At 41.5% G+C, this 12,384-nt stretch carries 11 protein-coding genes; 6 read left to right on the plus strand and 5 right to left on the minus strand.

From position 1 onward, the window contains the following. Nucleotides 1-166: 166 nt before the first annotated feature. Nucleotides 167-2,104: an ATP-dependent zinc metalloprotease FtsH gene (ftsH, locus tag J8M00_RS07005; RefSeq protein ID WP_211009605.1), complete on the minus strand. Its 1,938-nt coding sequence runs from the start codon at nt 2,102-2,104 to the stop codon at nt 167-169. A 67-nt stretch (nt 2,105-2,171) separates the two neighbouring features. Further along, nucleotides 2,172-2,801 (minus strand): 23S rRNA (uridine(2552)-2'-O)-methyltransferase RlmE, encoded by a 630-nt coding sequence (gene rlmE, locus J8M00_RS07010; protein WP_023398698.1) that lies wholly within the window; start codon nt 2,799-2,801, stop codon nt 2,172-2,174. Nucleotides 2,802-2,885: 84 nt separating this feature from the next. Here rlmE and yhbY point away from each other — a divergent pair, with 84 nt between their 5' ends. Next, on the plus strand, nt 2,886-3,182 hold the full coding sequence (gene yhbY / locus J8M00_RS07015; protein ID WP_023398697.1) for a ribosome assembly RNA-binding protein YhbY: 297 nt from the start codon (nt 2,886-2,888) through the stop codon (nt 3,180-3,182). Nucleotides 3,183-3,201: 19 nt separating this feature from the next. On the opposite strand, the gene J8M00_RS07020 is transcribed toward yhbY, so the two are convergent. Then, nucleotides 3,202-4,356: a serine hydrolase domain-containing protein gene (locus tag J8M00_RS07020; RefSeq protein ID WP_211009606.1), complete on the minus strand. Its 1,155-nt coding sequence runs from the start codon at nt 4,354-4,356 to the stop codon at nt 3,202-3,204. Nucleotides 4,357-4,581: 225 nt separating this feature from the next. Between J8M00_RS07020 and J8M00_RS07025 the strand changes: the two genes are divergently transcribed. From J8M00_RS07025 to J8M00_RS07040, 4 genes are all read left to right on the plus strand, one after another. Then, a complete protein-coding gene (locus J8M00_RS07025; RefSeq protein ID WP_211009607.1) occupies nt 4,582-5,385 on the plus strand; it encodes a hypothetical protein in 804 nt (267 codons plus the stop codon). A 145-nt stretch (nt 5,386-5,530) separates the two neighbouring features. Continuing rightward, nucleotides 5,531-6,238 carry a response regulator transcription factor gene (locus J8M00_RS07030; protein WP_211009608.1) on the plus strand — a complete coding sequence of 236 codons (708 nt, stop codon included), beginning with the start codon at nt 5,531-5,533 and terminating at the stop codon, nt 6,236-6,238. Nucleotides 6,239-6,339: 101 nt separating this feature from the next. Beyond that, nucleotides 6,340-7,653, plus strand: a complete 1,314-nt coding sequence (locus J8M00_RS07035) for a sensor histidine kinase (RefSeq protein WP_211009609.1) — start codon at nt 6,340-6,342, stop codon at nt 7,651-7,653. A 201-nt stretch (nt 7,654-7,854) separates the two neighbouring features. Further along, nucleotides 7,855-9,201, plus strand: coding sequence for a sodium-dependent transporter (locus J8M00_RS07040; protein WP_211009610.1), 1,347 nt, complete (start codon nt 7,855-7,857; stop codon nt 9,199-9,201). Nucleotides 9,202-9,263: 62 nt separating this feature from the next. On the opposite strand, the gene J8M00_RS07045 is transcribed toward J8M00_RS07040, so the two are convergent. Further along, a complete protein-coding gene (locus J8M00_RS07045) occupies nt 9,264-9,710 on the minus strand; it encodes a GNAT family N-acetyltransferase (protein ID WP_211009611.1) in 447 nt (148 codons plus the stop codon). Between the two features lie 26 nt (nt 9,711-9,736). Continuing rightward, nucleotides 9,737-10,480: a sporulation protein gene (locus tag J8M00_RS07050; protein ID WP_023398690.1), complete on the minus strand. Its 744-nt coding sequence runs from the start codon at nt 10,478-10,480 to the stop codon at nt 9,737-9,739. 202 nt (nt 10,481-10,682) lie between these two features. On the opposite strand from J8M00_RS07050, the gene J8M00_RS07055 reads away from it, so the two are divergent. Further along, complete coding sequence (locus tag J8M00_RS07055; protein WP_211009612.1) at nt 10,683-12,251, plus strand: cation:proton antiporter family protein; 1,569 nt, start codon at nt 10,683-10,685, stop codon at nt 12,249-12,251. Nucleotides 12,252-12,384 lie beyond the last annotated feature (133 nt).

Raw genomic sequence — 12,384 nt, forward strand, 5'->3', positions numbered from 1 at the left:
TATTTGTATCTAAGCATACTTTGACAACTCCTTCCAGATTATTGATTAGATTCACTAAAAATGAAGTTAACCAAAGAGAAAAACGGACAAAATGCAAAGGTCAAGATACAAAAAGGCCTCGAGAATGCTCGAGGCCCAAATTCCTACATCGCTATTTTACCTTTGATTAAGGTTTATCATCAAGCTCTGTGTTTGATTGAGGTGGAATATCTGAGTTTGGTTCATCTGATTGTGAAGCTGATGCACCACCATTTAGACCACTGTCTTTATCTGATTTTCTATCATGCGCATCTCTTGGAGGACGTACCTCTTTACGCTCCATCAGATCGTCAATTTGTCCAGCATCAATGGTTTCATATTTCATCAATGCATCTTTCATTGCATGAAGAATATCCATATTGTCTTTGAGGATCTGCTCTGCTCTATCGTAGTTACTAGAAACAAACTTTTTAATTTCCGCATCAATAAGCTTAGCAGTTTCATCAGACACACCTGCCATTCTAGATCCGTTTCCACCCATGTACATTTCACCTTGTTCTTCCATGTACATTTGTGGACCCAACACTGGGCTTAAACCCCACTGGGTAACCATCTTACGAGCAATATCGGTAGCTCGCTCAATGTCATTACTAGCACCAGTAGTAACTTTATCATCACCGTAAATTATGGCTTCTGCGATTCGGCCACCATAAAGGCTAGATAACATCGACTCTAAATGCTCTTTAGAATGACTCACACGATCTTGCTCTGGAAGGTACATAGTAACACCAAGCGCGCGACCACGAGGAATAATCGATACCTTATAAACTGGATCATGTTCTGGAACCAATCGACCAACAATGGCGTGTCCCGCTTCATGATAAGCAGTCATTTCTTTCTCTTTCTCAGACATTACCATCGACTTGCGCTCAGCACCCATCATGATTTTGTCTTTTGCAGCATCAAACTCGGCCATGCTGACCTTGCGTTTATTACCACGAGCGGCAAATAGAGCTGCTTCGTTCACTAAGTTTGCTAGATCAGCACCAGAGAAACCAGGTGTACCACGCGCAATCAGTGACGCTTCTACATTTGAATCTAGTGGCACTTTACGCATATGCACGTTTAAGATCTGCTCTCGACCACGAACATCTGGCAAGCCTACTACGACTTGACGGTCAAAACGGCCTGGTCTTAGAAGCGCAGGGTCTAAAACATCAGGGCGGTTTGTCGCTGCAATAACAATAATACCTTCATTGCCTTCAAATCCGTCCATTTCAACGAGCATTTGGTTTAGAGTTTGTTCACGCTCATCGTGACCGCCGCCCATTCCAGCACCGCGTTTACGGCCTACAGCATCAATTTCATCAATGAAGATAATACAAGGTGCTGCTTTTTTGGCTTGCTCAAACATGTCTCTAACACGAGATGCACCTACACCAACAAACATTTCAACGAAATCTGAACCTGAAATAGTGAAGAAAGGTACTTTTGCTTCACCAGCAACAGCTTTAGCAAGTAGTGTTTTACCTGTACCTGGAGGACCTACCATGAGGACACCTTTAGGTATATTACCGCCTAGCTTTTGGAACTTTGACGGGTCGCGTAAAAAGTCTACCAATTCAGTTACGTCTTCTTTCGCTTCATCACAACCGGCAACGTCTGCAAATGTCGTTTTAACTTGGTCTTCGCTCATCAAGCGTGCTTTACTCTTACCAAATGACATTGCACCTTTGCCGCCACCGCCTTGCATTTGACGCATGAAGAAAATCCATACCCCAATTAACAGCAGCATTGGGAACCAAGAAATGAAGACGTTTGCCAAGAACGATTGCTCTTCTGGCGCAACGCCTTTCACGTTGACATCATTCTTGAGCAAGTCATTAATTAAGTCTTCGTCATATAATGGCATGATTGTTTGAAAACGTTCACCATTACTTTTAGTCCCTGAAATAGTACCAGCTGTACGGTCTATATTTGCTTCTCTGATCGCACCACTACGCACTTCTTTAACAAACTGAGTGTAACTAGTTTGACGATCAATTTGCTCGCCATTATTGAAACTCTGAAACACCGTCATAAGCACAACTGCAATGACCAGCCAGAGAATTAAGTTCTTCGCCATATCGCTCAAGGGGTTAACCTCTTGTATCCAATTTATTTAAAATCATCTTTAATGCACCTCAACTGTACTACAGTTTGTATCCTGTCGCCACTATATATACTTCACGAGACCTAGGTCGAGACGCTTTTGGTTTACGGATCTTTACAACTTTAAAAGCATTCCGCACTTCTTGTACAAATTGATCAAACCCTTCGCCTTGGAAAACCTTCACCGCAAACGCACCATTTGGCTTGAGTACTTGATGGCACATATCCAGTGCTAGCTCAACAAGGTACATACTACCAGCTTGATCTATTACATTGTTACCGCTCATATTCGGTGCCATGTCCGAAAAAACAACATCGATATTTTTACCACCAATACGGTCGAGCAACGCGTTTAGCACACTTTCTTCGCGAAAATCGCCTTGCAAAAATGCAACACCAGGTAATGAGTCCATTGGCAGAATGTCACATGCAATGACTTCCCCTTTGTCACCGACTTGTTCAGCCAAGTACTGTGACCAACTTCCCGGGGCCGCGCCTAAATCAACTACGTGCATACCTGGACGGATCAATTTGTCGCGCTGTTGTATTTCTTCAAGTTTAAATACAGCCCGTGATCTGTAGCCTCGCTTTTGCGCTTCATGTACAAAAGGATCGTCTACGTGCTCTTTTAACCAGCGTTTTGAGCTCGCTGAGTGTTTTTTATTTGCCATATTCACTGCAACTCATTAGTAATCTTCTTTAGATGGCGTTAGAATAACGAGAATTCAAGCCTTAATTTAGTAAATTGTACCAATATGACTTTATCAAATAAACAAAAGCAGCACCTTAAAGGGCTAGCTCACGCTCTAAAACCTGTCGTTTTACTCGGTGGAAACGGCTTAACAGAGGGCGTATTGTTAGAAATTGAACAATGTTTAGAAATTCATGAATTGATCAAAGTTAAAGTCCCTACTAATGACCGTGAAACAAAACAGCTTATTTTTGATGCTATCGTCCGTGAAACAGGCGCGCACAAAGTTCAGGCGATCGGCCATATTTTAGTACTTTATCGTCAAAGCGAAGAGAAAAAGATTGTTCTGCCTCGCAACTAATCTGTCTTAATCAGAGCCGCTATTGCGGCTCGTTTTCTCGCACAACAGCAATCGCATCCCGAATAAAGTTAGTCGTCAACTGGTTAATAACTCCGCTTTCTGCATTTAATAACAGACTAAACCCTATACCTAGATAAGGTAACACAACAACATCCGTTCTATATCCCTGTACCCAGCCACTATGGTAGTACACTGTTTCACCTGCAAAGTCATATATTCTCCAACCTAGTCCGTAATGAGCATGGTCGACATACTTTCGCCACACTCGACGCTTCAACTCTCTTTGAGTGCGAGTAAATGGCCGAGATTGAATAGTTAAAGCATCCAGTGACAAAACATTGGGGTATAGGCCTAACTGTGCCTTAAGCCAGACTACCATATCTTCGGCGCTGGCATTAACTCCAGCCGCAGGTGCTACTTTATAATAGTGCTTTTTCAGCTTTGCAGTATGCCAATACTTTCTTCCTTTGACATGAGGTAAAGCATAGTTTTCATCTTGGATCATATGAGCGTAGCCGACCCCAGCATCTTTCATTCGCAGTGGCTTAAAGATAAATTCATTGAGCCAAGTCTCATAACTGAGCCCTGTCGCCTGTTCGATAACATTGCCGACTAAGCTAAACATGACGTTTTGATAACCATAGCAAATACCAGGCCGACACAGCCTGTCGACTTTTAAAAGGCGTGGGTAGATATCTTGATAGGACATTCGTGACTCTATCAAATTATCATAAGCATTGGGCACTAGGCCGCTTGAATGACTTAATAGGTGATATACACGCAGTCCTGAATACTGACTATCGAGGAAGATGGGGAGATAGTCAGCTACATATTTATCTAAGTCGACGCGGTTCTCTGCCGCTAATTTTGCCGCCAAAGAACCCGCAAATGTTTTTGACACAGACGCCAAGCGAAATCGAGTTTTGCCATTTACTTGACGGCCTTTTTTTACCTTAGTACGCCCATAACCTTTGGCTAAATCTCCAAACTCTAGGTGGGTGATACTCAATGCAGCCCCGGGAACCGATTTTTCTTTTAGTTTTTGTCGGACTTGCTTAGAATAGTCGTTTACAAAATGCTCCCAAGCTTTGGCTCTGTCTATCTCATTGCTTTTTACAGAATGAGATAAAAGCATCAATAATAAGCATTTTGAAAATATAAATAGTGACTTCATAATGACTCAGTTCATTAACACGCGATGTTATGGTATCACGTAAGTTGCTGTCTCACGACATACATTAATTTAAACCGCTAATCTTTTTGTAGAATTAAAGTTACAGTGCATAACTGGTTACAATCTTGAACATTTTTAGACTGTAAGTGACTAATGATTACAAGGTAGAATTTAGCACATTGGTTGTACAAGATAATGAAGAAAAGTAATTTGAGGTGTTTAGTAATGCGAATAATCATTGGCGGTATTGCATTGACAGGGCTAGCTGGCTGCATGGTGACTCAGCCACTTGCGCCAAAGCTCAATACGCCTCCTAAGCCTCTGCTACAAAAGTCCATATTTCAAATAAGCTACAGCAGCGAGCTCGAATCAGCTCGAATTAAATCGGTACAATTGCCTGCGCATACAGTTAAAAAGCTAGATTCTGTCTTTATAGATGCCAGTAAAGTATCTATGACCGACGAGCTGCACAAAGCACTGGCAAATATTCTCAGTAAGAAAGGACTTATTGTAGACAATAGTGAAGCAACAGATTATCGCTTAGTGGTGCAACAAATCGATTTAACTTACGGCAAAGACAAAGTATATGTGTTAAACAAACCGAGTAGTGATCACCCATACATTGCTAAAATATCTCAAACAATGCCTACAAAGCAGTGCAGCAATATTACGGCTTCTCTAAGTATGAGACTAACTCACAACCAATCAACGGATGTGGTTTGGTTTGCCAAGTCTTCAGTAGATAGCGCAGGTTTTCAAGGTATCCCAATGCAATATACCTTTACTGAAACACAAAACATTACCAATGAGAAAGATGTAAAAAACTTCATCGAACAACAAAACACAGATGAAGCAAGGCGTGCTCGCTATCAAGCGTCTGTCGATATCCCAAAGTATATTGTAGAGCCAGTCCAAACCCCACTGGTGAAGGTAGCAGGAGCCTGTGAGCAAGATGAAGTCAATGCACTGACACCTAAAATGCTACTGAAATTAACTCAGGGCCTTGTTGATAAACTCAATGTTCAATAATCAACAAACTCATACACTTCATTACATTTTTTAGTGAAACAAATATTATAATTGGCGCGTTTAAAATTAAAAGTTAGTATGGTTTTACTACCAAATAAGTGTCATCTTTAACAATGATACCTATTCGATTTAAAGGAGCTTGTTCATGGAGCAATACGGGACTATTTTACTAGTCGAAGATGACGAATCACTCGCACAGTGGGTTGCTGACTACCTTAATAATCAAGGCTATAACACGCATTGTTGCCACCGTGGTGATGAAGTGGTGTCAATGGTAAAGCAAATTAACCCAGACTTAGTATTGCTAGATATTATGTTACCTGGTCAGGACGGTATTAGTGTCTGTAGAGAGCTGCGCCAGTTTTATAACAAGCCCATCATCATGTTAACAGCAAAAGATGAAGAGATGGACGAAGTAATTGGTCTAGAAGTCGGTGCCAGTGATTATGTAATAAAACCTGTCAGACCAAGAGCCTTGCTTGCTAGAATTAAGGCCAATGCGCGCGCAGCACAAGACTCTTCAAATAATGAGCAAACCAACAGCGCCATTTTGACTGTAGGGAATCTTAAAATAGATACACAGTCTCGAAAAGTATTGGTTTCTGATAAAGAAATCGTTATTTCTAGTGCCGAATACTTACTGTTGCACTTCTTAGCTTCCAACGCAGGTGAAGTTGTTTCTAGGGACGCTGTGTTTAAAGCAACTAAGGGCCGTGAATATGATGGCCTTGATCGAAGTGTCGATGTGCTGATCTCAGCGCTACGTAAAAAATTTGATGACGACCCTCAAAACCCTGAAAAGATCAAAACCATTTGGGGGAAAGGCTATTTGCTCGTGCCGTCGGCTTGGTAGTATTGCGTGTAGCTGAGGTCAATTACCAAAGCTACTGCATATTTAAAAGTATTACAGTCCCATTTTTCGGAGCTCTGTGCCACTCTCATTGGAGCTAATTAATGAGAAAACTCTATTTATCCTTACTAACCGGTGTGATCATCTCAATTATCTTATTGGGTTGGCTCATTGATACCTTTAGTGAGCAAACTGCACCAGATGAGGATAATTTTTTTTGGCAAGCAAAACTACTGGTAGGTATAGCCAATCAAGCTGGCAATAACCCATTAAATAACAGAGCAAGCTTTATCGAGCAAGCTGGCAAAGACTTCGACTTAAAAATAGCTTATCACTCAGGCGCTTCGCTTGCACTACCGACTGAACTCACCGAGCAAATGCATCGCCCTCAAGGGCTGCTTATTGACTCTGATGAGGGGTATTTTTATCTACTAAAATCAACACCTGCCATAAAGCCGGACTATATAGAGCTGCAATTGGAAAAGCCCCCTGAACGAAATAGCTATGACGTCATACTCACTATTGCTTTTTATTCCGGCGTCTGTGCCTTTATGTGGTTTGTCTTAGCACCGCTTGCAAAAAGATTGTCAGTGCTCACTCACGCAGCAAAGCAGTTTGCAGGGGGCAACCTAGATACTAGGATAGAAGTTAATCATTTCACTTACATCAAAGATGTTGAGCTCACATTTAATCGAATGGCAAACCAAATCGAAAAATTGTTAGCCGAAAATAAATTAATGGCATCAAGCTTATCTCACGATATAAGAACACCTGTTGCGTGTTTAAGGTTTGGATTCGATGCTGCACTAGAAGAAACTGATATTGAAGAAGTACACCATTTGCTTGAGCGAATGGAGAAAGATCTCGACCAAATGGAAGATATGTTATCGAGCTACCTGTCTTTTGCAACCTTAGAACAAAAGTCACACTTGCTTAAGTTTGAGCCCATAAGACTGCAAGGCTATATATCCGACATCGTTGACCAGATGCATCCAAAAATGTCTAAAAATGGATTAACTGCAAACCTGTCGATTAAAGCAGAGCTCGTAATGGAAGCAGATCTACACTGGCTTGCCCGTGCTATATCTAACTTGCTAAGTAATGCGTGTGACTTTGCACAAATGCAGCTGTTTATCAGCGCCAAATTACATGACCATGAAATCGAAATCACAGTCGAAGACGATGGCCCTGGTATCGAGCCTGAAAACTGGAATAAAGTTTTCAACCCATTTTTCCAAGAGCAAGGGCACCGAAATAGAGCCGGGAAGAGCTATGGGTTGGGTCTCGCTATCGTCTCAAAAGTTGTCGATTGGCACCATGGAAAAGCGTCTGTTAGTCGCTCTGAGTTGCTAGGTGGTGCCAAGTTTACATTAATTCTCCCCTGTAAAGCAGTATCTCAAGCTGTACAGAGTGAATGACAGTCATTGTATTAAAGTACAATATAGTAACTATAAAACAAACACTTAAATGCGAAATTAATGAAAAATTATGGATACTCCAGTCTACGGTGTTTTTTCCATCAAAAACTTGTGCTGGATCAGTGCAGATAAACCTTTTTATTTCGCGTCAATTACAGTAGATTGTTGCGGCCGTCTTTAAAAAAAGAGAAGTATAAAAACATGAGCAGTATTCGAGGAGAGTTTAGTTCTCGGTTTGGATTTATTATGGCCGCTGCTGGCTCCGCGGTGGGCCTAGGCAATATTTGGGGATTCCCGACACAAACGGCAAGCAATGGTGGTGCTGCGTTTGTATTAGTTTATTTGGTGCTCGCATTTTGCCTTGCATATCCAGCATTAATGGCTGAGTTAGTCATTGGTCGCCATGGCCAGGCTAATGCTGTTGCCTCTTTGCAAAAACTAGCAAACAACAATGCTCAAAAGCGTTTTGCATTTATCGTCGGATTCGGCGGAATTATTTGTTCAGGCTTAATATTAAGCTTCTACGCAATTGTTGCAGGCTGGATGTTCAGTGCAACATTGGAACCGATCACCGTACTCAGTGGCAGTGAAACCGCTACCACATGGCTTAGCGAGCGCTCACTATCTAGAGATTTACTATTCACCGCGGCATTTATCTTGCTGACCGTTGCCATCATTAGTAAGGGCGTTGAGAATGGCATTGAAAAGTGGTCTAAACGCCTCATGCCCGCACTACTGTTCATTTTATTTGCCCTCATCGGATATGTGCTAACACAAGAAGGCGCAATGACGGGCTTGAAAGCTTATTTAGTGCCAGATTTTAGCTCTATTCTAGACCCGAACTTACTCGTGAGCGCGCTGGGGCAAGCATTCTTTTCTCTTTCATTAGGTACCAGTGTCATGATCATATATGGCTCTTATATCAGTAAAAGAGAAAACCTCGTTTCTTTGGGGGCCTACGTTACTCTGATCGATGTTTTCATCGCTTTTGTCGCGGGTATGTTGATCATTCCAGCCATGTACGTTGCTCAGGCACAAGGGGTTGAAATTTTCTCTCAGACTGGCGAACTACTGTCTGAAGACACATTAGTATTTCAAGTTTTACCCGCCTTGTTTGAAAGCATGGGCAGCATTGGGATATTCATTGGTTTTGCTTTCTTTGCTTTAATGAGTATCGCAGCTTTAACCAGCTCTATTTCAATGCTGGAAGCACCTGTTTCTTATGTTGTAGAAAAATTTGCACTAGCACGTGTACAAGCGACCAGGTTAATCGGCGTCATCGTCAGTGTGATCAGTGTTACAATTATTCTTAACTTCAATAGTTTATTCGGCTTTGTTGTGCAGCTAACGACACAGTTTGCACAGCCATTGATTGGCATGTTGTGCTGTGTATTTGCAGGTTGGATTTGGCATAGGGGCAAGCTTTTGTCTGCGATTAAAGAAGGTAATGACGCGGTTGAACATTCTTTCTTTTGGAAGATTTGGCCTTGGTATATTAAATTTGTATGCCCTGTTGCAATTGCGTTGGTCTTCATTAATTCACTATAAAAAAGGCGCTATTAGCGCCTTTTCACTTCTTAATGACAATTTAGCTCAATGAAGCAGAGCCTTCAGAGCTTCAACAGCATATCTATATGTTCAATACCATCTTCTAAATAAGCTTCACTCACAGCTTTAAAGCCTAGCTTTTCATAAAATGGCTGCAAATATGTTTGTGCCGATATTTCGATTGGCCTGTTTGGGAAGTGCGCATTACAGCACGCCAGGGCATTTTCCATAAGTTTATAGGCAATGCCTGAGCCACGCTGCTCGGCCGAGATCAAAACGCGCCCTATTGCTGCTGCACCATTTTCTTTTGAGTAACAGCGCGCATATGCTTGTAAGCGGTCACTCCCGATAAACAAAATATGCCGCGTACTTGGTACTCGGTCTACTTCATCTATTTCATGATAAGGGCAATTTTGCTCCACCACAAACACATCAACACGCAATTTAAACACGTCAAAGAGCTCATCATGACTGAGCTCATAAAATGACTTATCTTTAAAATTAGTCATTGATTCAAGATGCCTTCTTCAATTATTTAGGCAAATAAGCGTTCGAGCTGATCACATATACGCGACAAGTTAACTTGATCATGTTCGATCGTTAAATCAACATAACCGTCATTACGGAAAGCGCGATCTAATTCGATTAATACATGGGTTTTATGCGCTTCAGGTACGAACGAAAGCTCCACCTCTTGTAAACCAAACATAGAGCGACTGCTCGGTCGATATTCTATCTCTTGGTAACACCCCGAAATTGACTGGAAGCTTGAGGCACGTAAATAGCCTTTTTCAACATCCGCTTTAACCAGTTGGAAGCCCAGTTTGTCCATTGCGCTAAGTACAGCTTTTACCGCTTCATTCGGATAGATATGCAGCGCGTCTTTGTCTGACGGGTCTAGTGCTAGATCAATATCCAAACCCGTTTCCAGCCACACATGACAATGGTTATAGGGCGCGTTTATCTGTGTTATTGGCGTTTCTGAATGTAGTCGAGCTTCAAATGGGATCACTTTTTGCTCGCCAGGGGAAATTGTAAACTCTTCTGGGATTCGCCATTTTTCTATGACGTGATTGGTGAAGTATTCGCCATCATCATTCTCAACTTTGACCTTGGTCATTAACGCCAATTCAAGTCCAGATATTTCTTGTTCTACATCTCCGCCCATCACAATAATTTGGGCTTGAAATTTTTGACCCGGATGTAAATGTTCCGTTTCTAATACTGTGTCTACTTTTGCTGCACCTACTCCGACAGATGCTAAGAGTTTTTTAAACATCATTACTCCTCTCGAGGATGTTCCGTTAAGGCATCTTAAACACATTTATTCAAGCTTGTCAGTGAAAATCTGGCTATTTTTGATAAATATAGATTTGTTTGCATATTACTAATGCAAAGTGCCATATACTTTTGTCCAGAATTGATTTATAAACCAACGCGATTTGGTAGAATCAAGTTACCAATCACAACCAGCGTAACTTATGGAACTACTTTACTTTGCAATTGCTTTCGCGTGTGGTTTTTCAATTTATCAATTAAAGCTACCACCTCTGATAGGATTCTTGATGGCCGGGTTTATTCTCAACCTCATGGGTCAACAAACAACACCATTACTCTCTCAACTTGCCGACTTGGGCGTCACTATCCTACTTTTTAGTATTGGCCTAAAGCTCAGAGTAAAAAACCTTGTAAAGCCCCAGGTATGGGCTCCAGCAACTTTGCATATTGTTTTAAGTAGTGCCTTCTTCGCTTCTCTGCTGCTGTTATTGTGTGTTTTTAACTTACCTCTATTTAATCAACTGGATCTTCAAAGTGCTTTATTGGTGGGCTTTGCGTTTAGTTTTTCAAGTACGGTATTTGCAGTAAAAGTGTTAGAAGAACGAGGGGAAATGGCGAGCCTGCATGGCAAAATCGCCATTGGTATTTTGGTCATGCAAGATATCTTTGCCGTTGTATTTTTGGCGATCAGCACTGGTAAAATGCCTAATATTTGGGCGCTGGCGCTTATTGCAGGTCTATTCGTATTTAGAAAAGTGATGTTTTGGGTGCTCAGCCGCTCCAAACATGGTGAACTACTACCTTTATTCGGATTCTTTTTCGCTTTAGTCGTTGGCTACCATGCATTTGAATTTGCAGGGTTAAAAGGCGACTTAGGTGCGTTAATTATCGGGATGATATTTGCCCCGCATAAAAAGGCAAGCGAGCTTTCTAAATCATTGTTAAATTTAAAAAACATTCTTCTCGTAGGCTTTTTCTTAAACATCGGTTTAAATGCCAGTATATCTGTCAATGCCTTTATGATCGGCTTACTGCTAGTGCTGGTATTACCGATTAAAGTACTCTTATATTACGTGCTAACAAATATGTTTAGGTTGCGCGCTCGTACGTCGCTGCTAAGCGCCTTTACCCTTTCAAATTATAGTGAGTTTGGTCTCATTGTATGTGCCGTTGCAGCAAGCTCCGGACTGATTGCGCCAGACTGGCTAGCCGTCGTTGCTATTGCAGTCTCAATCACCTTTATTCTCGCGTCGCCACTAAACAAACGCGCCAATGAGATTTATGTCAAATTAGAACATGTGTTACAAAAGTTTGAGAGCCCAAAACGCTTAGAAGAAGAGCTGCCTGTGAACCTCACAGACACCCGGATCGTGATATTTGGTATGGGCAGAATAGGTACTGGTGCATATGAAACAATTCACTGCTCACATCCCAATTCTGTGGCTGGTATCGACATAAAACCGGAAGTCGTCGATAAACACATTAAGCGCGGCAGGCGTGTACTTCTTGCGGATGCAACGGACCCAGATTTTTGGCAAAGGGTAAACCATTCTAGTGTAGAAATGGTCATGCTTGCTATGCCCAAACATATGCAGAACATCTATGCACTGGAGCAGCTGCAAGCATCTGGTTATACAGGTCAAGTAACTGCGATCGCTAATTACCCAGATCAACAAAAAGAGCTTGAAGATATGGGCGTCCACTCAACCTATAACTTCTATTTAGAAGCAGGAAGTGGTTTTGCTGAACATGTAAAAGAAAAATTATTCTAAATTATTTATTTCAGTTCTCAGACCCTTTAAAGGGTACTGAGAACTATTTTTATTTTCCTGTCATATAGTTACATCTAGACGTCTAAAACCCCACCTGCTTTTTCGTACTTTTTTGTATTAGTGCGATTTACAA

This window comes from Pseudoalteromonas luteoviolacea (assembly GCF_018100925.1).
Taxonomy (GTDB): domain Bacteria; phylum Pseudomonadota; class Gammaproteobacteria; order Enterobacterales; family Alteromonadaceae; genus Pseudoalteromonas; species Pseudoalteromonas obscura.